Origin of the sequence: Enterobacter sp. Ap-867 (assembly GCF_011752855.1) — a bacterium.
Classification (GTDB): Bacteria; Pseudomonadota; Gammaproteobacteria; order Enterobacterales; family Enterobacteriaceae; genus Cedecea.
The window spans coordinates 21087-41826 of sequence record NZ_VWWS01000008.1; the positions used below are offsets into that span (position 1 = coordinate 21087).

Annotated in this window: 22 protein-coding genes and 1 riboswitch; of the genes, 14 read left to right on the top strand and 8 right to left on the bottom strand. The window is 55.4% G+C overall.

The genetic code is table 11. The features are described 5' to 3' along the window. Positions 1–78: 78 nt before the first annotated feature. Positions 79–1365 carry an adenosylmethionine--8-amino-7-oxononanoate transaminase gene (gene bioA, locus F3J26_RS18580; RefSeq protein ID WP_166995332.1) on the bottom strand — a complete coding sequence of 429 codons (1287 nt, stop codon included), beginning with the start codon at positions 1363–1365 and terminating at the stop codon, positions 79–81. 89 nt (positions 1366–1454) lie between these two features. Here bioA and bioB point away from each other — a divergent pair, with 89 nt between their 5' ends. From bioB to F3J26_RS18610, 6 genes are all read left to right on the top strand, one after another. Further along, positions 1455–2495, top strand: coding sequence for a biotin synthase BioB (gene bioB, locus F3J26_RS18585; protein WP_166995334.1), 1041 nt, complete (start codon positions 1455–1457; stop codon positions 2493–2495). After that, a complete protein-coding gene (gene bioF / locus F3J26_RS18590; RefSeq protein WP_166995336.1) occupies positions 2492–3643 on the top strand; it encodes an 8-amino-7-oxononanoate synthase in 1152 nt (383 codons plus the stop codon). The genes bioB and bioF overlap by 4 nt, the downstream gene beginning before the upstream one ends. After that, entirely contained in the window at positions 3627–4385 is a 759-nt protein-coding gene (gene bioC / locus F3J26_RS18595; protein WP_166875736.1) for a malonyl-ACP O-methyltransferase BioC, read from the top strand. Before bioF ends, bioC begins: the two co-directional genes overlap by 17 nt. Continuing rightward, the gene (bioD, locus tag F3J26_RS18600; RefSeq protein ID WP_166995338.1) at positions 4378–5061 is read left to right on the top strand and encodes a dethiobiotin synthase; all 684 of its coding nucleotides are present in this window, start codon (positions 4378–4380) and stop codon (positions 5059–5061) included. Before bioC ends, bioD begins: the two co-directional genes overlap by 8 nt. Before the next feature lie 177 nt (positions 5062–5238). Continuing rightward, positions 5239–5499: a hypothetical protein gene (locus F3J26_RS22715; RefSeq protein WP_166995340.1), complete on the top strand. Its 261-nt coding sequence runs from the start codon at positions 5239–5241 to the stop codon at positions 5497–5499. 15 nt (positions 5500–5514) lie between these two features. Continuing rightward, positions 5515–6033 carry a helix-turn-helix domain-containing protein gene (locus F3J26_RS18610; protein WP_166995342.1) on the top strand — a complete coding sequence of 173 codons (519 nt, stop codon included), beginning with the start codon at positions 5515–5517 and terminating at the stop codon, positions 6031–6033. Positions 6034–6045: 12 nt separating this feature from the next. Here the strand turns inward: F3J26_RS18610 and F3J26_RS18615 are convergent, their stop codons facing one another. Further along, positions 6046–6756 (bottom strand): ABC transporter ATP-binding protein, encoded by a 711-nt coding sequence (locus F3J26_RS18615; protein WP_166995344.1) that lies wholly within the window; start codon positions 6754–6756, stop codon positions 6046–6048. Between the two features lie 791 nt (positions 6757–7547). Between F3J26_RS18615 and uvrB the strand changes: the two genes are divergently transcribed. Continuing rightward, positions 7548–9563 carry an excinuclease ABC subunit UvrB gene (gene uvrB / locus F3J26_RS18620; RefSeq protein WP_166995346.1) on the top strand — a complete coding sequence of 672 codons (2016 nt, stop codon included), beginning with the start codon at positions 7548–7550 and terminating at the stop codon, positions 9561–9563. A 10-nt stretch (positions 9564–9573) separates the two neighbouring features. Here uvrB and yvcK read toward each other — a convergent pair whose 3' ends face one another. After that, the gene (gene yvcK / locus F3J26_RS18625; protein ID WP_008456260.1) at positions 9574–10482 is read right to left on the bottom strand and encodes a uridine diphosphate-N-acetylglucosamine-binding protein YvcK; all 909 of its coding nucleotides are present in this window, start codon (positions 10480–10482) and stop codon (positions 9574–9576) included. Between the two features lie 208 nt (positions 10483–10690). Then, positions 10691–10825: riboswitch (molybdenum cofactor riboswitch) on the top strand. On the opposite strand from yvcK, the gene moaA reads away from it, so the two are divergent. From moaA to F3J26_RS18660, 7 genes are all read left to right on the top strand, one after another. Beyond that, entirely contained in the window at positions 10781–11803 is a 1023-nt protein-coding gene (gene moaA / locus F3J26_RS18630; protein ID WP_166995348.1) for a GTP 3',8-cyclase MoaA, read from the top strand. It overlaps the preceding riboswitch by 45 nt. A gap of 24 nt (positions 11804–11827) precedes the next feature. Beyond that, the gene (gene moaB, locus F3J26_RS18635; protein WP_166995350.1) at positions 11828–12340 is read left to right on the top strand and encodes a molybdenum cofactor biosynthesis protein B; all 513 of its coding nucleotides are present in this window, start codon (positions 11828–11830) and stop codon (positions 12338–12340) included. Between the two features lie 3 nt (positions 12341–12343). Then, positions 12344–12829, top strand: a complete 486-nt coding sequence (moaC, locus tag F3J26_RS18640) for a cyclic pyranopterin monophosphate synthase MoaC (RefSeq protein WP_008456267.1) — start codon at positions 12344–12346, stop codon at positions 12827–12829. Next, positions 12822–13067, top strand: a complete 246-nt coding sequence (gene moaD, locus F3J26_RS18645; protein ID WP_008456269.1) for a molybdopterin synthase sulfur carrier subunit — start codon at positions 12822–12824, stop codon at positions 13065–13067. Before moaC ends, moaD begins: the two co-directional genes overlap by 8 nt. Continuing rightward, positions 13068–13520, top strand: a complete 453-nt coding sequence (gene moaE / locus F3J26_RS18650) for a molybdopterin synthase catalytic subunit MoaE (protein ID WP_008456271.1) — start codon at positions 13068–13070, stop codon at positions 13518–13520. A 90-nt stretch (positions 13521–13610) separates the two neighbouring features. Beyond that, a complete protein-coding gene (locus F3J26_RS18655; protein WP_008456273.1) occupies positions 13611–14321 on the top strand; it encodes a Bax inhibitor-1/YccA family protein in 711 nt (236 codons plus the stop codon). Positions 14322–14507: 186 nt separating this feature from the next. Further along, positions 14508–14915: a YbhQ family protein gene (locus F3J26_RS18660; protein WP_008456275.1), complete on the top strand. Its 408-nt coding sequence runs from the start codon at positions 14508–14510 to the stop codon at positions 14913–14915. On the opposite strand, the gene F3J26_RS18665 is transcribed toward F3J26_RS18660, so the two are convergent. The 5 genes from F3J26_RS18665 to cecR are packed head-to-tail and all read right to left on the bottom strand — an operon-like array spanning position 14877 to position 20547. After that, positions 14877–15983, bottom strand: a complete 1107-nt coding sequence (locus tag F3J26_RS18665; protein ID WP_166995351.1) for an ABC transporter permease — start codon at positions 15981–15983, stop codon at positions 14877–14879. The genes F3J26_RS18660 and F3J26_RS18665 overlap by 39 nt on opposite strands. A gap of 10 nt (positions 15984–15993) precedes the next feature. Further along, entirely contained in the window at positions 15994–17133 is a 1140-nt protein-coding gene (locus F3J26_RS18670) for an ABC transporter permease (protein WP_166995354.1), read from the bottom strand. After that, positions 17120–18868: an ATP-binding cassette domain-containing protein gene (locus F3J26_RS18675; protein ID WP_166995355.1), complete on the bottom strand. Its 1749-nt coding sequence runs from the start codon at positions 18866–18868 to the stop codon at positions 17120–17122. The genes F3J26_RS18670 and F3J26_RS18675 overlap by 14 nt, the downstream gene beginning before the upstream one ends. Continuing rightward, entirely contained in the window at positions 18855–19862 is a 1008-nt protein-coding gene (gene hlyD, locus F3J26_RS18680) for a secretion protein HlyD (protein WP_166995356.1), read from the bottom strand. The genes F3J26_RS18675 and hlyD overlap by 14 nt, the downstream gene beginning before the upstream one ends. Further along, entirely contained in the window at positions 19852–20547 is a 696-nt protein-coding gene (cecR, locus tag F3J26_RS18685; RefSeq protein ID WP_166995357.1) for a transcriptional regulator CecR, read from the bottom strand. The genes hlyD and cecR overlap by 11 nt, the downstream gene beginning before the upstream one ends. Between the last annotated feature and the right edge of the window lie 193 nt (positions 20548–20740).

The following is a 20740-nucleotide window of genomic DNA, read 5'->3' on the forward strand; positions in this document are numbered from 1 at the left end:
AGTAAATTAATTTCAGAAATCGATTAGCGGAAGGACAGGCCAGGCCGGCAAGCGATACCGACCCGGTTGAAACAGAAACTAGTTGAAAAACTCAGGATTTTTTACCGCCTGCGCGACGGCCACAATTAATTTATCCAGCTGTTCAGGGCCGATGATATAAGGCGGCATCAGGTAGATCAGGCGGCCAAACGGCCGGATCCACACGCCCTGTTCGACAAAGAAACGCTGCAAAGCGGCCATATCTACAGGCCGGCGTGTTTCCACCACGCCAATAGCACCCAGTACGCGCACGTCGGCTACGTTTTCGTTCGCCGTCAGCGGCAGCAAACCTTCCCGAAGCTGCTGCTCAATCGCCAGAACCTGCTGCTGCCAGTCTCCTTCCGCCAGGAGCGCCAGGCTTTCACTGGCAACCGCGCAGGCGAGCGGGTTCCCCATAAAAGTAGGGCCGTGCATAAAGCAGCCGGCTTCACCGTCGCTGATGGTTTCTGCGACATGGCGGGTGGCAAGTGTTGCTGAGAGCGTCATTGTGCCGCCGGTTAGCGCTTTGCCGAGACACATAATATCCGGTGAAATATCCGCGTGGTCGCAGGCAAACAGTTTCCCGGTGCGGCCAAAACCTGTCGCGATCTCGTCGGCGATCAGCAGAATCCCCTCCCGGTCGCACATGCGGCGGAGGCGGCGCAGCCATTCAGGGTGGTAAAAACGCATGCCCCCCGCGCCCTGGACGACAGGCTCCAGAATAACGGCGGCAATCTCTTCGCGATGTGCAGCCATCAGGCGGGCAAACGGCACGATATCCATCTCGTTCCATTCATCACCAAAGCCGCACTGCGGAGCAGGGGCAAAAAGATGCTCAGGCAAATAGCCCTGCCACAGGCTGTGCATCGAGTTATCAGGATCGCAGACTGACATCGCACCAAACGTATCGCCGTGATAGCCATTGCGGAAGGTCAGAAAACGCTGGCGAGGCTGTCCCCTGGCGTGCCAGTACTGCAGCGCCATTTTCATGGCGACCTCAACGGCGACGGAACCGGAGTCCGCCAGAAACACACATTCCAGCGGGGCAGGTGTCATCGCGACCAGCTTGCGGCACAGCTCAACGGCAGGTGGGTGCGTAATACCGCCGAACATCACGTGTGACATGCTATCAATCTGGCGCTTCATGGCCTGATTCAGTCGCGGGTGGTTGTAGCCATGAATAGCCGCCCACCAGGAGGACATGCCGTCGACGAGCATGCGTCCGTCAGCCAGCTGCAGCTCACAGCCCGCCGCGGCCACAACGGGATAAACCGGGAGCGGCTGGCTCATCGAGGTGTACGGGTGCCAGATATGTCGCTGGTCGAACGCTAAATCATCAGGGGTCATAGGGTGACTTGTAAACCATTTGAAAAACATTTAGGTTTACGAGTATAACGTCAATCGAATTCCCATAACACCCCTTTTGGAGAGGCCCCATGGCTCACCACGCACGCTGGACAATGTCGCAGGTCACTGCTTTATTTCAAAAACCTTTGTTGGATCTGTTGTTTGAAGCGCAGCAGACGCATCGCCAGCATTTCGATCCCCGACAGGTACAGGTCAGCACCTTGCTGTCTATAAAAACCGGTGCTTGCCCGGAAGACTGTAAATATTGCCCACAAAGCGCCAGATATAAAACAGGCCTGGAGTCTGAACGCCTGATGGAAGTTGAGCAGGTGCTGGACTCCGCCCGCAAGGCTAAAAACGCAGGTTCGACACGTTTTTGTATGGGGGCCGCCTGGAAGAACCCGCATGAGCGCGATATGCCTTACCTTGAGCAGATGGTGCAGGGCGTTCGCGCTATGGGGCTGGAAACCTGTATGACGCTCGGTACGCTAACCAATGAACAGGCGCAGCGCCTGGCCTCCGCTGGGCTGGACTATTACAACCACAATCTGGACACCTCCCCGGAATTTTACGGCAACATCATCACGACCCGAACCTATCAGGAACGTCTGGACACGCTGGATAAAGTTCGTGATGCAGGGATCAAAGTTTGCTCCGGTGGGATTGTCGGCCTGGGTGAAACCGTCACCGACCGCGCCGGACTGCTGCTGCAATTAGCGAATTTGCCAATGCCACCAGAAAGCGTCCCTATCAACATGCTGGTGAAAGTGAAAGGCACGCCTCTGGCGGATAACGAAGACGTGGATGCCTTTGATTTTATTCGTACCATCGCGGTGGCCCGCATCATGATGCCAACCTCCTACGTGCGCCTTTCCGCAGGCCGCGAGCAGATGAGCGAGCAGACGCAGGCAATGTGTTTTATGGCCGGTGCAAACTCTATTTTCTACGGCTGCAAACTGCTGACGACGCCGAACCCAGAAGAGGACAAAGATCTGCAGCTGTTCCGCAAGCTGGGGCTTAATCCGCAGCAAACCACCACCGAAATGGGTGACAACGAACAGCAGGAGCAGCTCGCCGGGCAGATCCTGAACGCCGATACCGACAATTACTACAACGCGGCGGCGGTATGAGCTGGCCACAGCGAATCTCCGGGGCTTTAAGCGAACGGCGGACCAGCGCCAGCCTTCGCACCCGACAGGCCAATACGCTCGGTAACGGGCGTATTTTTTCGGCCAACGGTCGGGAATATTTGAATTTTTCCAGCAACGATTATCTGGGACTGAGTCATCACCCGCACATTACGGAGGCCTGGCAAAAAGGCGCGACGCAGTTCGGCGTTGGTAGCGGCGGGTCTGGTCACGTCACGGGGTATAGCCGTGCACATCAGGCGTTTGAGGAACAGCTGGCGGATTGGCTCGGCTTTGAGCGAGCGCTGTTGTTTATCTCCGGCTACAGCGCAAACCAGGCGGTGATCTCCGCGCTGGCGCAAAAAACGGACACGCTTATCGCCGATAAACTTTGCCATGCCTCAATGATGGAAGCGGCGATGCAAAGTCCGGCTCAGCTACGCAGATTTCATCACAACGACGTTCAGGCCCTTGCCACGCAGCTCGGTAAACCGCATGAAGGTGAACGGCTTGTCCTGACCGAAGGCATCTTCAGCATGGACGGGGACAGCGCGCCGCTGGCTGAAATAGCACAGGCAACAAGACAAGCAGACGGTTGGTTAATGGTCGACGACGCGCACGGTATTGGTGTCCTCGGCAAAGAGGGGCGTGGCAGTTGCGATCGGCAAAAAATCAAACCGGATATTCTTGTCGTCACCTTTGGCAAAGCGTTTGGCGGCAGCGGTGCGGCGGTATTGTGCGACGAAGACGTTGCAACTTACCTGCTGCAGTTTGCCCGCCACTTGATATACAGCACCGCGATGCCGCCGGCGCAGGCCGTGTCGCTTCAGGCCGCGTTAAAGGTGGTTCAGCATGGCGATGAGTACAGAGCAAGGCTTGCTGAAAATATTCTGCGTTTTCGGCAGGGTGCTGCCCGACTCTCGCTGAATCTGGCGGATTCAGGTAGCGCGATACAACCTCTGATTGTGGGGGAGAATCAGCGCACGCTGGATCTCGCCTCCCGCCTGAAAGAGCGGGGCTTCTGGTTAACAGCCATTCGCCCGCCTACCGTTCCCCCCGGCAGCGCCCGCCTGCGCATCACCCTTACGGCAGCGCATACTTCTGGCGACATAGACGCATTGCTGGAGGCGCTTTATGACGCAGCTTGTTGATAAAGCCGCCGTCGCCGCAGCGTTTAGCCGGGCGGCAGGCAGCTACGAGCGTTTCGCCGAGCTGCAGCGTATCTGCGGTGATAACCTGCTGGCCGAGCTGGAAAACCGCCGTGCCGTAAGCGTGCTGGATGCAGGCTGCGGTACCGGCTGGTACAGCCGAATTTGGCGGGACAAAGGAAGCGAAGTGCTGGCGCTGGACATCTCGAAAGCGATGCTTGAGCGGTGCCAGCAAACCCAGTCGGCGCATCGCTTTCTTGAGGGGGATATCGAGTCTATTCCGCTGGCGGATGACCAGGTGGATCTGGCCTGGAGTAATCTTGCCGTTCAGTGGTGCAGCGATCTGCAGCAAGGCTTATCCGAGCTTTATCGCGTGACGAAACCGGGTGGATGCATTGCGTTCAGCACGCTTGCGGCAGGTTCACTGCCTGAACTGCACGAGGCCTGGCGCGGGGTAGACGAACGGGCGCATGCCAACCAGTTTTTATCCCTGGCCGAAATTGACCAGGCGTGTCGCCCATGGCGTTACGTATTAACCAGCCGCACCGTCAGCCAGCGTTTTCCTGACGTCATGAGCGCCATGCGTTCGCTAAAAGGCGTTGGGGCAACACACCTGCACGATGGCCGCAAAAACACCCTGCTGACGCGTGGGCAACTGCAGCGGCTCAGCGAAGCGTGGCCCCGGCAAGACGGGCAGTTCTCTCTTAGCTGGCAGATAATTTTTGGAGTAATTGAACGTGATTAAAAAATGGTTTGTGACCGGCACCGACACTGAAGTTGGGAAGACCATCGCCAGCTGCGCGCTGCTTCAGGCGGCGAATACTGCGGGGTATCGCTCTGTGGGCTATAAGCCTGTGGCCTCTGGCAGTGAAATGACCCCTGAAGGCATTCGCAACAGTGATGCGTTAGCGCTGCAGCGCAATAGTTCGGTTAAATTGCCGTATGAGGAGATCAATCCGTTGGCTTTTCTTGAGCCGACCTCCCCGCACATCATTAGTGCTGAAGAGCAGCGCCCCATTACTTTTTCTGCTATGTCTCAAGGTCTAAAGAATCTTACCGGAAAAGCCGACTGGGTTCAGGTTGAAGGGGCTGGAGGCTGGTTTACCCCGCTGTCTGACACCACGACATTTGCCGAATGGGCCATCAGCGAGCAACTGCCGGTTATTTTAGTGGTGGGCGTGAAACTTGGCTGCATTAATCATGCAATGCTCACGGTACAGGCGGTGCTGGCCGCTGGTTTACCGCTGGCGGGCTGGGTAGCAAACGGTGTTCAACCCGCAGGAAAAAGGCATGCGGAATATCTTGCCACGCTCAAACAGCGGCTGCCGGCCCCGCTGTTGGGGGAAATTCCCTGGCTTAAGGGGATCAGCGATCAAACCGAGCTTGGTCACTACCTCGATCTCTCCGTTATTACGATCTAAGCCGCAAGGCGACTGCAACAAAAGCCAGGCCCGCAGCAAAGCCTCGGGCTGGCTCCCGCTTTAACCTTTTCCCCACAGACAAAGATTCATTCCAGGCTGCAACGTCTATAGAGTATTTCATACTTTGAGTTGTCATATGACAACCTTTTATGAGATGCTTTTTTAGCCGGAGGAGATATGGCCAGAAAACGGCACCCGCAAAAAGAGATAGAGGCGGCATTAAGCTACGCAGAATGCCAGGGTTGGCGGGTCAAAGAGGGCGGTTCGCATTGCTGGGGAAAAATGTATTGCCCCTGGAACGATAAAACATGCCGGTGCGGCGAGTTTTGTATCAGCTGTGTCTGGAGCACGCCTCGCGACGCAGAGAACCATGCCAGACAAATTCGCAGGCTTGTGGATGGATGCGCCAATAGGGCATCACGTAGCGTCCTGCATTAACAAGGAGAAGGCTCCATGGCGGAATACACGTTCACGCTTGTTTTTACTCTACCAGAAGGGAAAAAAGATCCGGAGAAGTGGATTGCTGCGCTGGGCGCAGGAGGGTGTGATGATGCCCTCGTTGGCATCGGTGTGACGGGGCGTATTGCTCTGAATTTCATCCGCGAGGCCGACACAGCAGAAGAAGCCTTACTGAGCGCGCTGAAGGACGTTTCAGGCATTATTCAAGGCGCGTTATTGGTTGAAGCTGCCCCTGATTTAGTGGGGTTGAGTGACGTAGCGGAACTGCTAGGCGTGTCCCGGCAGTATATTCGCAAAGTTATGGTTTCCCGGGAGGCGTTTCCAGCGCCGGTACATGACGGGAAAACTGCACTATGGAATCTCGACGCGGTTTTACGCTGGATGAACAGCTCTGGCGTGAAGTCCATACCTTCGCCTTTGCTGGATATCGCGAAAGTGACGCGGCAGTGCAACCTGCATCGGGCGATGACGGAGCTCAACCCGGTTTTTCAGGAAAAATTGAAAAATTTGTAGTAGAGACTGCGTTCAGGGATCTAACCAGCCCGCCACGAGCTTGTCGTCCAGCTGGGAGACATTCCCTTGCGCGACATTTCGGCCTTTATGCAACAGGCAAAACTTGTCTGCAACCCGGCGTATAAAAGTCAGCCGCTGTTCGACCAGTAAAATGGTCAGGCCGAAGTCGCGGTTTAAGCGCCGGATGAGGTTGCCCATTTCTGTGATAAAGCGGTGCCCTCCGCCGAGAGTGGGTTCATCCAGTATCAGCAGTCTGGGCTCTAAAACCAGTGCCCGGGCAAGCGCTAACTGTTGCTGCATATCCCCGCTAAGTTCGCCGCTTTTTACCTGCCGAAGGCTATAGAGCTCGGGAAAAAGGTCATCAATCAGCGCAGGAATGACCCGGGGTCGATGATGTCCCGCCATCATCGCTATCTGAAGATTTTCCTCAACGCTAAGCTGGGAGAAGATGCGCCTGTCCTGGGGAACGTAGCCGATTCCAAGCGCAGTTCTGCGCTCCACGGGTTTATTCACCAGGTCTTCAGGCGGCTGTCCCGCCTGTTGCCACAGCATACTGCCGCTTTGTACTGGCAAATAGCCGGTAATGCAGTTTACGAGCGTGGTTTTGCCCTGCCCTGGCGCGCCAAGCACGCAGGTGCATTCTCCCGGGGTCAGCTCGAGGTCGAGGTTCCACAGTATGTGGTGGTCACCGTAAAACTGATTAACAGCACGTAAGCTAAGCATGGCTCATCTCCTGGGTTGGGGAGTCGTTTCCCTCCTGGATATGCTGCAATTAGCTTGCCAGCTTGGTGATAATGCCTGAAAGCATCACGCTATTCAGGATAAAACTGAGTATCGGTTTCCTGAAAGGATAAAGCTGATGCGCAAGATGAGATCTCGCTGCACTCGACGGGTGCTAAAAAGTACGAATTTGGTGCAATAAAATGCCTTTTAACCTCAGGATATATCTCGATTTCGGGATCTTGCTCAATATGGCCGGGTATAGCGAAATCGAATGAATAAAAGCAAAAAAATTAGCGAAATTTTTTTTTCGCCCCTGGCACAGGAAGATCAGGGATTTTTCCGAGTGGCTAAGCAAAAGGGCTTGCTGCAGTTATCCACCATTCCTGTGGATAACCTTGTGCATTAGAGTTAGAAAACTTGACGAAAGCGAGAGCGGGCGCGGCCTGCGGCCAAATTGGCGCGAAACCGGTCTTTGTGAAATATTCATTTGAATTCAAGTTGTTAAATAAAAGCAACAGTTGCAATAAAACTGTCAAACATTCGGCCCGAGGTATCCTTACCTCCCTTGACAAATGTTAAAAGGCGAAAAAATTTGGGGATAACCGGTCGTGGCTGGAGATTTATCTGGTGAAGGGGCAAATTCTGGGCAAACAAAGTGGCAAAAAGCAGTCGTTAGCAGGCGTAGTAAAAATGAGAACTGGTGTTTTATACAGTTTTTATACTGGCAAAAATCCTGCTGCCGGGTAAAATTACTCTCCGGCCCGCTCGTTTCTTCATCAGGTAGCCCGTTCATGAGTAAAGCGTTCAAACTGAATTCCGCATTTAAACCTTCTGGCGACCAGCCTGAAGCAATCCTTCGCCTGAAAGACGGGCTTGAAAACGGGCTGGCGCACCAGACGCTGCTGGGCGTAACGGGATCGGGTAAAACCTTCACGGTAGCAAACGTGATAGCCGACCTTCAGCGCCCCACGATGGTACTGGCGCCAAATAAAACGCTGGCGGCGCAGCTTTACGGTGAAATGAAAGAGTTCTTCCCGGACAACGCCGTTGAGTTTTTTGTCTCTTACTACGATTACTATCAGCCTGAAGCTTATGTGCCAAGCTCGGACACCTTCATTGAAAAAGATGCGTCGGTGAACGAACACATTGAGCAGATGCGTCTGTCGGCGACCAAAGCGTTGCTTGAGCGGCGGGACGTCATCGTGGTGGCATCCGTGTCGGCGATCTACGGTCTGGGTGACCCGGACCTGTACCTGAAGATGATGCTTCACCTGACGAAGGGTATGATCATCGATCAGCGGGCGATCCTGCGCCGTCTTACGGAGTTACAATACACCCGCAACGATCAGGCATTCCAGCGCGGTACGTTCCGCGTAAGAGGGGAGGTGGTCGATATCTTCCCGGCTGAATCAGACGATCTTGCGCTGCGTGTAGAGTTGTTCGACGAAGAGGTTGAGAGGCTGTCGCTGTTCGATCCACTGACCGGGCAAATCGATCAAACTATTCAGCGTTTTACTATTTACCCTAAATCGCACTACGTTACGCCGCGCGAGCGTATTGTGCAGGCGATGGAAGATATCAAAGTTGAGCTGGCCGAGCGCCGCAAGTTCCTGCTGGAAAATAATAAACTGCTGGAAGAGCAGCGTATTGCCCAGCGTACCCAGTTTGATCTCGAGATGATGAACGAGCTGGGTTATTGTTCGGGCATTGAAAACTACTCGCGCTTCCTCTCCGGGCGAGGGCCTGGCGAACCGCCCCCAACGCTTTTTGACTATCTTCCGGCAGATGGCCTGCTGGTGGTGGATGAATCCCACGTCACCATTCCGCAAATTGGCGGCATGTATCGCGGCGACCGCGCCCGTAAAGAAACGCTGGTGGAATATGGCTTCCGCCTGCCGTCGGCGCTGGACAACCGACCGTTAAAATTTGAAGAGTTTGAAGCGCTGGCCCCGCAGACCATCTACGTTTCAGCGACGCCGGGCAACTATGAGCTGGAAAAATCTGGCGAGGACATCGTTGACCAGGTTGTTCGTCCTACGGGGCTGCTCGATCCGGTGATTGAAGTGCGTCCGGTGGCAACGCAGGTAGACGATTTGCTTTCTGAAATTCGTAAACGTGTGGCCATCAATGAACGCGTGCTGGTGACGACATTAACCAAGCGGATGGCGGAAGACCTGACCGAATATTTAGAGGAGCATGGTGAACGCGTACGCTACCTGCACTCGGATATCGACACCGTGGAACGCATGGAGATTATCCGTGATTTGCGCCTCGGTGAATTTGACGTTCTGGTGGGGATCAACCTGCTGCGAGAAGGTCTTGATATGCCGGAAGTGTCGCTGGTTGCCATTCTGGATGCGGACAAAGAAGGTTTTCTGCGTTCCGAGCGCTCGCTTATTCAGACCATCGGCCGTGCGGCGCGTAACGTTAACGGTAAGGCGATTCTCTACGGCGATAAAATCACGCCGTCAATGGCCAAAGCGATTGGTGAAACCGAACGCCGCCGTGAGAAGCAGCAGCGCTACAACGAAGAAAATGGCATTACGCCGCAGGGCCTGAACAAACGAGTCGTGGACGTTCTGCAGCTTGGCGAAGGCATGGCGAAGACCAAAGGGCGGGTTAAAACCAAAGCACGCAGCGTGATTGAAGATGATGAAGTTGTGCTGACGCCGAAAGCGCTGCAGCAGAAAATTCATCAGCTTGAAGCGAATATGCTGGAACACGCGCAAAATCTGGAGTTTGAAGAAGCGGCGCAGATTCGCGACCAGCTTCACAAGCTGCGCGAACTCTTTATCGCCGCCTCATAAGCGGCGAGGTTTACCCGAGCTGCTGCACGGCCTGTTCGAGGGCCGCCCGCAGCAGCTGGCGGTCGTGGCGATACCGAATGTCACTGGCTTCCAGCGGCTGTTGAATAACCAACCTGTCGCCCACTTCGCTGGCCTCAACGTGTGGGCCAACCAGCACGGCATCGATAACGCGTTTTCCGATATGCTGTTCCATCAATTCAAGCTTTTGGCGCAGGGAAAGGCTGGCTGCGGCAGGGCTTAGCTCTTTGCCCAGGTTGCCGATATACACCATCGGCGCTGGCGTGCGGCGCAGCGCCTGATCCATCTCTTCAAGCAGCAAAATCGGCATCAGGCTGGTGTAAAAGCTGCCGGGGCCAATCAAAATTAAATCGGCTTCAGCGATGGCTTCTAAGGCTTCACGCGTGGCCGGGACTTTCGGGTAGACCGCCAGATCCTGCGGTGGATTGAGCAACTGGTCGATACTCACTTCGCCATACACGGCGTTGCCCTGGTCGTCGGTAGCCATTAAATCGACCGGATGCTCCGACATCGGAATCAGCTGCGCATCGACCTTTAGCAGGTTGCGAATTAAATTGATTGCCTCCAGCGGGCGCACGCTGAGGTGATCCAGCGCCTTTAACATTAGATTTCCGAGGTTATGGCCTGAAAGTTCGCCGTTACCGCCAAAACGATACTCAAACATTGTTGATGCCACGCTTGGTTCAGTGATCAGCTGATTCAGGCAGTTGCGCATATCTCCCCAGGCAATCCCGCCCTCAGAGCGTCGAATACGTCCGGTTGAGCCGCCGTTGTCGGTGGTGGTGACGATGCCGGTTAAACGTGAGCCGAGGGATGAAAGGGATGACATGACGCGACCCAGGCCGTGCCCACCGCCCAGCGCGACAACCCGATCAAGATCTGCAAGCGTGCGATTACGCATAGAAAAGATAATCCTTAAGAGGCATACAGGCGCTTAAGGTAGCGTAAAAGCGCCAAAAAGACGATTCTTGCTCTGTGGATAATGATACATATCAAAGTAAAAGTTAGCTTTTTAAGTACTCTGTAGCGAAATTAAGCAATTATCTCGTTATGTATAGATTTATATAGCGAAAACTGATATAGCGCGAAGCCAGATGTCGCGCTACTATCGCAGTAACACACACTCAAGCCATGGTACCTAAGTCACAAGATAAGGTGCCCTGGCCGCAGCCCCTGAGGTTGCCAGGGTGCAGGAAGAAATGACTGCATCTCCCGTATTTGGAAAGGTGTATTCAGTGTCCCAGCTTACCGATGCTTTTGCGCGTAAGTTCTATTACTTGCGCTTATCAATTACCGACGTCTGCAACTTTCGCTGCAGCTATTGCCTGCCCGACGGCTATAAGCCGCACGGCGTGGCCAATAAAAGCTTCCTCAACGTCGATGAAATCCGTCGCGTTACCCGGGCTTTTGCTGCTCTCGGTACCGAAAAGGTGCGCCTGACGGGCGGGGAACCTTCTTTGCGCCGCGACTTTACCGAAATCATCGCCGCGGTGCGTGAAAACACGTCTATTCGCCAGCTTGCGGTGACGACCAACGGCTATCGCCTGGCCCGGGATGTTAACGCCTGGCGTGATGCGGGGCTGACTGCCCTGAACGTTAGCGTCGACAGCCTGGACGCTCGTCAGTTTCATGCCATTACCGGCCAGGATAAATTTCGGCAGGTGATGGATGGCATTGACGCGGCTTTCAACGCGGGGTTTGAGCGAGTAAAAGTGAACACCGTGCTGATGCGCGACGTAAACCACAATCAGCTCGAGACCTTCCTTGCCTGGATCAAACCGCGCCCCATCCAGCTCCGCTTTATTGAGCTAATGGAAACCGGAGACGGCGGCTCGCTTTTCCGCAAACACCATATTTCCGGTAAAACCATTCGCGACCAGCTGCTTGAGCGAGGCTGGGTTCACCAATTGCGTCAGCGCAGCGATGGCCCTGCCCAGGTGTTCTGCCATCCCGACTACAAAGGCGAAATCGGGCTCATCATGCCGTATGAGAAAGATTTCTGTGCCAGCTGCAACCGGCTGCGAGTTTCGTCCGTCGGTAACCTGCACCTCTGCCTGTTTGGCGAGCAGGGAATTGCGCTGCGGGATCTGTTGGCGGATGACGCCCAGCAAAGCGAACTGGAGGGACGTATCTCTTCTGCGCTGGCGCAGAAAAAGCAAACCCATTTCCTGCATGACGGTAACACCGGCATCACCCAAAATCTGTCGTATATCGGCGGCTAGAGCCTGCCCACAAGGAGAATATCGATGAGTCAGGTAAGCGCAGAGTTTATCCCGGCACGTATTGCTATTTTGACGGTGTCCAGCCGTCGTTGTGAAGATGACGACACTTCGGGTCATTATCTGAGTGAAGTCGCCACGGAAGCGGGGCATCAGGTGGTAGACAAAGCTATCGTCAAAGAAAACCGTTATGCCATCCGGGCCGCAGTTTCGCAGTGGATTGCCGATGAGCAGGTTCAGGTGGTGTTGATCAACGGCGGCACCGGGTTTACCGACGGAGACCAGACGCCGGAGGCGCTTCTCCCGCTGTTTGACCGGGAAGTTGAAGGTTTCGGCGAGCTGTTTCGTATGCTCTCCTTTGAAGAGATTGGCACCTCTACGCTGCAGTCACGCGCCGTTGCGGGCATGGCGAACAAAACGCTGATTTTCGCCATGCCGGGCTCAACGAAGGCCTGCCGAACCGCCTGGGAAAATATCATTCAGCCTCAACTGGATGCGCGTCAGCGCCCGTGCAATTTCCACCCACATATTAAGAAGTAAGTTATGTCGCATTTGACCCATATTAACGCCGCCGGGGAAGCACATATGGTGGACGTGTCCGCCAAGGCTGAGACGGTTCGTGAGGCCCGCGCCGAAGCGTTTGTGACCATGCAGCCGGCAACGCTGGCGATGATTGTTGACGGCAGCCACCACAAAGGTGACGTTTTTGCCACCGCACGTATCGCGGGGATCCAGGCCGCTAAACGCACCTGGGAACTGATTCCGCTGTGCCATCCGCTTTTACTGAGCAAAGTAGAAGTGCAGCTTGAGGCTCAGACTGAGCAAAACCGAGTTCGTATCGAGTCCGTGTGCCGCCTGACGGGAAAAACCGGCGTAGAAATGGAGGCATTGACTGCGGCCTCCGTCGCTGCGTTGACCATTTATGACATGTGCAAAGCCGTACAAAAAGACATGGTCATCGGCCCTGTCCGTCTGCTGGAAAAGAGCGGCGGAAAATCCGGCGATTTTAAGGTGGCAAACGATGCTTAATGTTCTGTTTTTTGCCCAGGTACGCGAACTGGTCGGCTGCGACAGCCTGGCGCTGGATGAAGCCTACGGCGATGTGGAGCAACTGCGTGCGGCATTGGCCGACAGAGGCAGCCGGTGGGCGCTGGCGCTGGAGTCCGGCAAGCTGCTGGCCGCGGTCAATCAAACGCTGGTGAGCTTTGATCATCCGCTGGCGAAGGGCGACGAAGTGGCCTTTTTCCCACCGGTGACCGGAGGTTAAGTGGACAGCACCCGTATTATTGTTGGCCGCGAGAATTTCAACGTCGGCGAAGAGTATCAGTGGCTTTCTCAGTGCGATGAAGACGGTGCGGTCGTGACCTTCACCGGTAAAGTTCGCAATCACAACCTTGGCGACAGCGTTAGCGCCCTGACGCTTGAACATTATCCGGGCATGACCGAAAAAGCGCTGGCTGAAATTGTCGCCGAGGCCAGAAGCCGCTGGCCGCTGCAGCGCGTGACGGTGATTCACCGCATCGGCGAACTGTGGCCAGGCGATGAAATTGTCTTTGTCGGCGTGACGGGCGCGCACCGCAGCTCAGCGTTTGAAGCCGCCCAGTTCATCATGGATTACCTGAAAACTCGCGCCCCGTTCTGGAAACGTGAAGCGACCGCCGAAGGCGACCGCTGGGTCGAAGCCCGGGACAGCGATAAGCAGGCGGCTAAACGCTGGTAGGCTACGCGGTCTGCGGGATGTGTTAATCTTAAAGCGGGTGAGCCAAACAGCTCGCGTCAGAAGTTTAATTCACAACACAGAGGAAGCATCATGGACCGATTCCCGCGTCCCAATGAGACTATCGTGCAGCGTGCCAATACGGGCCTTCAGACCTTTATGGCGCAAGTTTACGGCTGGATGACCTGCGGTCTACTTTTAACCGCCTTTATCGCGTGGTACGCGGCGAATACCCCGGCGGTGATGGAGTTTGTCTTCTCCAGTAAAATCACTTTCTTTGGTCTGATCATCGTTCAACTGGGGCTGGTCTTTGTGCTCTCCGGCATGGTGCACAAACTGAGTGCTGGCGTGGCGACGTCGCTGTTTATGCTTTACTCGGCGCTGACCGGGTTGACCATGGCGAGCATTTTCCTGGTTTATACCTATTCGTCCATCGCCAGCACATTTGTGGTGGCAGGCGGGATGTTTGGTGCCATGAGCCTCTATGGCTATACCACCAAACGTGACCTGAGCGGCTTCGGCAACATGCTTTTTATGGCGCTGATCGGGATTGTACTGGCTTCGCTGGTTAATTTCTGGCTGAAAAGCGATGCGCTCATGTGGGCCATCACCTACATCGGCGTGGTGGTTTTTGTGGGCCTGACCGCATACGACACGCAGAAACTGAAAAACATCGGCGAGCAAATTGATACCCGCGATGCACAAATGCTGCGTAAATACTCAATTCTGGGTGCCCTGACGCTGTATCTGGACTTCATCAACCTGTTCCTGATGCTGCTGCGTATCTTCGGTAACCGCCGCTAATCTACGCATTCCCTCCCCTTCGCGGGGAGGGAGTTTTCCCCGCAGTTTTGCTTTTCCTCGCGCGACTTTTACCTGCCTGAACGGAAATAAATTGCAATATCTGTCACAAAAAGGGGGCGTATTGAGGAAATTTCCGTACACTTGCGTACTCTGATTAACAGGAAGAAATACTCCAGGAGATAAAGCATGAAGTGGCAACAACGTGTAAGAGTGAGAACCGGACTGGGTTGCTGGCAGATTATGCTGCATCTTGCGGTGGTCGCTGCGCTGCTCGTTGGCTGGAAAACCGCGACCCTGATCCCCGTGGGCGTAGGGCTGTGCCTGCTTTATGTCGCCACCGTGGTGCTGATGTTTATCTTCCAGCGTTTTCACACCGGTTTGCTGCGCGATATCGGTGATTTTCTTGAAGAGCTGACTACTACATGGTATTTCGGCAACGCAATGATTGCGCTGTGGCTACTGTCTCGAGTGGTACAGAGTCACCTTCTTCTGGCGCTCGCCGGCCTGGCAATGCTCGCCGGGCCAGCTATCTTCTCTCTGCTCGCGAAAGACAAATCACGCAATCTTACGCCTAAACATCCAGTACGCCGCTGAACCCGTCGTGGCCGCAATCACCAGCAGCGGCCACAAACTCTGCCAGACAATCCCAAAGCTCGCATCCTTCAGGTAAATCTGCTTGGTGATATCGGTAAAATGACGAATCGGGTTTATCCACGTCAAATCCTGCAGCCACACCGGCATGTTTTCCACCGGTGAGACATAGCCGGAGAGCAGGATCGCCGGCATCATAAAGACAAACACGCCAATAAACGCCTGCTGCTGGGTTGAGCAGAGGGCGGAAATCAGCAGCCCGAACCCCACCAGCGACAGCCCGTAGATAATCATCGTGAAGTAAAACAGCAGCAGCGAGCCGGAGAAGGGGATGTGGTAGCCCCAAATTCCTACCGCCAGCACAATGGTGGCCTGCACCAACGCGACAATCTGCGCGGGAACCGCTTTGCCAATAAAGATTTGCCAGGTGGCCAGGGGAGAAACCAACAGCTGATCGAGCGTGCCTTGCTCGCGTTCCCGGGCCACGGAGAGGGACGTTACAATCATCACGCCGATGGTGGTAATCATCGCAATCAGCGACGGCACCACAAACCATTTGTAATCGAGGTTAGGGTTATACCAGTTGCGAATAGTCAGCTCGCTGTTGTTGGGTTTAGGCAGGCCGGTCATCAGCTCTTGCTGATAGTTATTGACGATTTGCTGGAGGTAATTCGCGGCAATCTGCGCGCTGTTTGAGTTACGCCCGTCGAGCAGAATCTGCAGCCTCGCCGGATTCTGACTGGCAATATCGCGCGAGAAATTTGCCGGGAAACGAATCAGCAGCAGGGCTTTTTGGTTGTCTATCGTCGGCTGTATTTCCTGCGGGCTTTTCAGCAGCAGCACGTGGCTGAAGGCGCTGGCACGGGCAAAGCGCTGGGTCAGCTCAATCGAATGGTTACCGTTGTCTTCGTTATAAATAGCGATGGTGGCATTGGTGACCTCAAGCGTGGCGGCAAACGGGAACAAAAGCACCTGCAGCAGCACCGGCAAAATCAGGATGGCGCGGGTCTGCGGCTCGCGTAGCAGCGACTGCAGCTCTTTGCGAATCAACGTCCATAAACGATAAAACATGCTTCCTCCCTTAATCGAGCCGACGTTTGGTTTTCAGCGCCGTCAGGCCGATAAACATCACCGCCGAGGCAATCAAAAACAGCATGTTGACGATCAACACCGAGGTGATATTCCCCGCCAGGAACAGGCTTTGCAGGGTGCTGACGAAGTAGCGCGCCGGGATGACGTAGGTCACCGCCCGGATAATCGCCGGCATACTGTCTATCTGGAAAATAAAGCCGGACAGCATGATGGACGGTAAAAATGCGGCGTTCAGCGCGACCTGCGCGGCGTTAAACTGGTTGCGTGTAATGGTGGAGATCAGCAGCCCCATGCCCAGCGTGCTAAGTAAAAACAGGCTGCTGATCAGAAACAGCAGTAACAGCGAGCCGCGCCACGGTACGCCTAGAATAAACACCGTCACCAGCATACAAAGCAGCATGGCTAGCATCCCCAAAACATAATAGGGCACCAGCTTGCAGAGCAGCAGTTCGGTCTTCGTCACCTGCGTGGAAAGCAGAGCCTCCATGGTGCCGCGCTCCCATTCCCGGGCCACGACCAGAGAGGTCAGGATAGCGCCAATGACCGTCATGATGATGGTCACCGCGCCGGGAATTATAAAGTGCTGGCTGATGGCAGCGGGGTTAAACCAATAGCGCAGCTGCACTTCGATTAAGGGCTCAAAGTGCTCCCCGCGATCTTCCGCCCGCTGTTGCTGCCAAAGCTGCCAGATCCCCTGCATATAGCCCTGAACAAAGTTAGCCGTATTGGGCTCGCTGCCGTCGGTGATCACCTGAATCGGGGCCGTTGCGCCGGGGCGGGCCATGTTCTGCGCAAAATCGGGCGGAATCGTCACCATGCCGCGAATTTTCCCGGCCTGCATGAGCTGAATCAGCTGCTCGCGGTTATCGCTGATGGTGGGCTCAATAAACGGCGAGGCGCTAATGGCGTGGGTGAAATCCAGCGCGTCTTCGCTCTGCTGCTCGATCAGCACGCCGACGTGGAGGCGGCTGGAATCGAGATTAATGCCGTAGCCGAAGATAAACAGCAGCAGAAGCGGGATAACTACGGCGATTAACCAACTGCTGGGGTCGCGCACGATTTGCCGGGTTTCTTTCACGCACAGGGCGCGGACGCGGCGCCACGATATCCTTTGGCTATGTTCGCTCATCGCTGTGCTCCTTATCCCACTCGTGAATCAGCCCGATAAACGCCTGCTCCATGGTGGGGTCGGGCGTGTCGTCATCCGCTATCTGCTGTTTTAGGTCGTCCGGCGTGCCGCTGGCAATCAGCTTGCCTCGGTAGACCAGCCCGATGCGGTCGCAGTATTCGGCCTCATCCATAAAGTGAGTGGTCACCATCACCGTCACGCCTTTCTCTACCATGCTGTTGATATGCAGCCAGAACTCGCGGCGGGTAATGGGATCCACGCCGGATGTCGGTTCGTCGAGAAACAGAATATCCGGTTCGTGCATCAGCGAGCAGGCAAGCGCCAGCCGCTGCTTAAAACCCAGAGGCAGAGAATCTGTCGTGCTATTGGCGATAGGCTGCAGCGCAAATGCCTCGCTCATGCGGGCAATTTTGTCCTGCTGAACGCGCCCGCGAAGGCCATAAACACCGGAGAAGAAACGGAGATTTTGTGCCACGGTCAGGTTGCCATAGAGGGAGAATTTTTGCGCCATGTAGCCCAGGTGCTGGCGTGCTTTGCCGGAGCTGGTTTTCAAATCCATGTCCAGCACCAGTGCTTTGCCCGAAGTGGGGACTAACAAACCACACATCATCTTGAAGGTGGTGGACTTGCCGGCGCCGTTAGGGCCAAGCAGCCCGAAGATTTCACCGCGCTTAACGGCAAAGTTAACGTGGTCGGTGGCGGCAAAGTCGCCGAATTTTTTGGTTAGCTCTTCGGCCTGAATCACCGTCTCACCTGACTTGCCGTCAACGGTATGAAGAATATCGCCCAGCGGCGATTCGTTCGCGGCGGCGCCACCCAGTAAATCAATAAACGCGTCTTCAAAACGCGGGTCAGTTTCTTTCAGGCTGGATTCGGGCACGTGCAGGGCATTTGCCAGATCGTTCACTTTTGCCTCTTTGGCAAGGATCAGCCGCACAGAGCGCCCCTGAATCACGCCGTCGCTGACCTGCGGCAGCTTCAGCGCGCGCTGAAGTAGCTGGCGATTATTCTCCTGATCGTGGCTGACCAGTAGTGAACGCCCGGCCATCTTCTGCGTCAGCGCTTTCGGCGCACCGTGATAAAGCAGCTCGCCTTCGTTCATCAGCAGGATTTCTCGGCACTGCTCGGCCTCATCGAGATACGATGTGCTCCAGAGGATCAGCATGCCTTCGCCCGCCAGCTCGTGCACCATTTGCCACAGTTCACGCCGGGATATGGGGTCTACGCCTACGCCAGGTTCATCCAGCAAAAGGACTTTCGGCTGGCCGACGAGCGTACAGGCGAGACCAAGCTTTTGCTTCATCCCGCCTGAGAGTTTGCCCGCCAGCCGCTCGGTAAACGGCCCGAGAGAGGTGAATTCCAGCAGTCGGGCAAAGGTGCTTTTACGCTGCTCCCCGGTCACGCCGCGCAGGTCGGCATAAAGCTTCAGGTTTTCCATTACCGTCAAATCTTCGTACAGGCCAAATTTCTGCGGCATGTAGCCCAGTTCAGCGTGCAAAGCGCGATCGTCTTCAATCGGGTCGAGGCCGATCACCGAGGCTGCGCCTTCGCTTGGCTGCAGCAATCCAGCCAGCATCCTCATGAGCGTGGTTTTCCCCGCGCCGTCCGGGCCGACCAGGCCGGTGACTGCCCCGGCATGAATTTCGCAATCCAGGCTGGCGACGGCCGGTTTTTCAAGGCCAGGGAAACGCTTCACCAGCCCCTGCAGATGAATGACCGCGTCATTGCTGCTCATGCTGAGTTCCACCGTTGAATTTCACCGTAACGGGCATGCCCTGACGCAGCGCGTCATCTGCATCGGTCACGATAATGCGTAAGCGGTAGACTAAATCCGTGCGCAAATCGGGAGTTTCAACCGTTTTTGGCGTGAATTCCGCCGTTGGAGACACAAATCCCACTTTGCCATGGTATGGCTTGTCCGGGCGGCCATCGGTGTAAATCAGCAGTTCGCTGCCGGGTTTGGCCTGCCCGAGGTTGGTTTCGTCGATATAGGCGCGAACCCACACCGGGCGAGTGAGCGACAGGGTGAGTACCGTGCTGCCTGCGTTAAGCATGCTGCCGGGTTCAACGGCACGGGTCAGCAACGTGCCGTCAGAAGGCGCAATCAGAGTGGTGTCCTGCAGATCTAGCTGCGACTGAGCCAGCTGTGCTTTGGCTTGCTGAAGGCTGGCCTGCGCCTGAGCGATTTCCTGCGGGCGGTTGCCGCTGCGGTACTGACTGAGCTTATCCTTGGCCGCTTTCAGCGTGGCTTTTGCCTGGTCGCTGGACGAGCGGGCGTTGGCTAAATCATTCGCCGAGATGGTTTTGGTCGCCCACAACCCCTGCTGGCGCTGGTAGAAGTTTTGCGCGTAATCATAGGCCGCCTGCGCCTGGTTAACCTGCGCTGCAGCCTGGGCTATTTCTTCGTCACGGTAGCCCGCAATAATCAAATCGTACTTAGCCTGGGCGGCCGCAACGTTGGCTTCGGCCTGGCGCAAAGCGTTTTCATACGGTGCTTTATCTATCAGCCCCAGCGGTTCACCGGTTTTGATTGCATCGCCTTCATCTACCTCAAGCGCCGCGAGTCGCCCTCCCACGCGGAAGCTAAGGTTAACGGTGCGGATATCCACGTTGCCGTAAAGCGTTAGCTCGCTGTTTTGCTGGCTCTGATACCATTTCCAGCCGCCAAACGCCGCGGCCACGAGCACTAGAATCACAATGACGGCAATCACCGGCTTCTTATTGTTCATCACAAGCTTTTCCTCTGTTTACGGATAATCCCTGCAGGATGAAATCAACGTGGCTCAGCACCACGCGGCTTATTTGCTGCACTTTGGCCTGGTCAAACTGAGGCCAGCCGGTGCGCAACAGAATCGTTTCTCGCCCAAGCCGGAAGGCCAGCACCTGGCCGAGCAGCGTGTGGGTATGCAAAATAGTGTCGGTATCAAAAGGATCTCGCCCGGTGTAATGCGCCACCAGCGTGGTCAGCAGAGTGTGCATCGGGTCGATAACCTGCTGGTGAATAAGCTGATAAGCGGCGGTCGGGGAAAGCTGCTCGCGGGAGATAAATTTGCTCAGGTTGAGCGTGTCGTCGGCGGTCAGCAGGGCGATCATTTGCCCGAGCGCGGTATGAATAAGATGCCGTATTTTCTCTTTGTCCGGTTCGGGCTGGCAAAGAAGGGCTTCTGCGTGGGCAACATGCTCGTGAAAGTTACCGCTGATGAAATCGGCAATCCACTGAGCGGAAGCCATATACAGCGCTTCTTTGGAGCCAAAGTAGTAGGTGATCGCGGCAATATTTTGCCCAGCCTGGGCGGCGATATCTCGCGTGGTGGCATGCATGCCATATTCAGCGAATTGCGCGATGGCGGCGGTGATGAGCGTATTTTTAGCCTGCTCTCCGCGGCTGGTGACCGGCGTCGGCGAAGGTGTCATACCGACCTCTTAGAATGTTAATCAATCGATTGATTAAGAGTAAGCAAAGTTATCAACCCTGTCCAGTACAAGGCTTTATTCTGCTTGCGGAGAGGAAAATGAGAATTTATGCGGAAGATCACAAAAACTGCTACACTGCACGCGAACGGCGCCGTGGTTTGCGCCTCCTCTCTTCGCCAGCTTAGCGCTGGCG

Coding starts and splice junctions, on each gene's coding strand:
- bioC (WP_166875736.1), top strand. CDS start 3,627: ATGACGCAGCTTGTTGATAAAGCCGCCGTCGCCGCAGCGTTTAGCCGG.
- F3J26_RS22715 (WP_166995340.1), top strand. CDS start 5,239: ATGGCCAGAAAACGGCACCCGCAAAAAGAGATAGAGGCGGCATTAAGC.
- F3J26_RS18660 (WP_008456275.1), top strand. CDS start 14,508: ATGAAGTGGCAACAACGTGTAAGAGTGAGAACCGGACTGGGTTGCTGG.
- F3J26_RS18615 (WP_166995344.1), bottom strand. CDS start 6,756: ATGCTTAGCTTACGTGCTGTTAATCAGTTTTACGGTGACCACCACATA.
- moaC (WP_008456267.1), top strand. CDS start 12,344: ATGTCGCATTTGACCCATATTAACGCCGCCGGGGAAGCACATATGGTG.
- F3J26_RS18655 (WP_008456273.1), top strand. CDS start 13,611: ATGGACCGATTCCCGCGTCCCAATGAGACTATCGTGCAGCGTGCCAAT.
- bioB (WP_166995334.1), top strand. CDS start 1,455: ATGGCTCACCACGCACGCTGGACAATGTCGCAGGTCACTGCTTTATTT.
- F3J26_RS18675 (WP_166995355.1), bottom strand. CDS start 18,868: ATGAGCAGCAATGACGCGGTCATTCATCTGCAGGGGCTGGTGAAGCGT.
- yvcK (WP_008456260.1), bottom strand. CDS start 10,482: ATGCGTAATCGCACGCTTGCAGATCTTGATCGGGTTGTCGCGCTGGGC.
- moaB (WP_166995350.1), top strand. CDS start 11,828: ATGAGTCAGGTAAGCGCAGAGTTTATCCCGGCACGTATTGCTATTTTG.
- moaA (WP_166995348.1), top strand. CDS start 10,781: ATGACTGCATCTCCCGTATTTGGAAAGGTGTATTCAGTGTCCCAGCTT.
- F3J26_RS18665 (WP_166995351.1), bottom strand. CDS start 15,983: ATGTTTTATCGTTTATGGACGTTGATTCGCAAAGAGCTGCAGTCGCTG.
- bioF (WP_166995336.1), top strand. CDS start 2,492: ATGAGCTGGCCACAGCGAATCTCCGGGGCTTTAAGCGAACGGCGGACC.
- uvrB (WP_166995346.1), top strand. CDS start 7,548: ATGAGTAAAGCGTTCAAACTGAATTCCGCATTTAAACCTTCTGGCGAC.
- F3J26_RS18670 (WP_166995354.1), bottom strand. CDS start 17,133: ATGAGCGAACATAGCCAAAGGATATCGTGGCGCCGCGTCCGCGCCCTG.
- bioA (WP_166995332.1), bottom strand. CDS start 1,365: ATGACCCCTGATGATTTAGCGTTCGACCAGCGACATATCTGGCACCCG.
- cecR (WP_166995357.1), bottom strand. CDS start 20,547: ATGACACCTTCGCCGACGCCGGTCACCAGCCGCGGAGAGCAGGCTAAA.
- moaD (WP_008456269.1), top strand. CDS start 12,822: ATGCTTAATGTTCTGTTTTTTGCCCAGGTACGCGAACTGGTCGGCTGC.
- hlyD (WP_166995356.1), bottom strand. CDS start 19,862: ATGAACAATAAGAAGCCGGTGATTGCCGTCATTGTGATTCTAGTGCTC.
- F3J26_RS18610 (WP_166995342.1), top strand. CDS start 5,515: ATGGCGGAATACACGTTCACGCTTGTTTTTACTCTACCAGAAGGGAAA.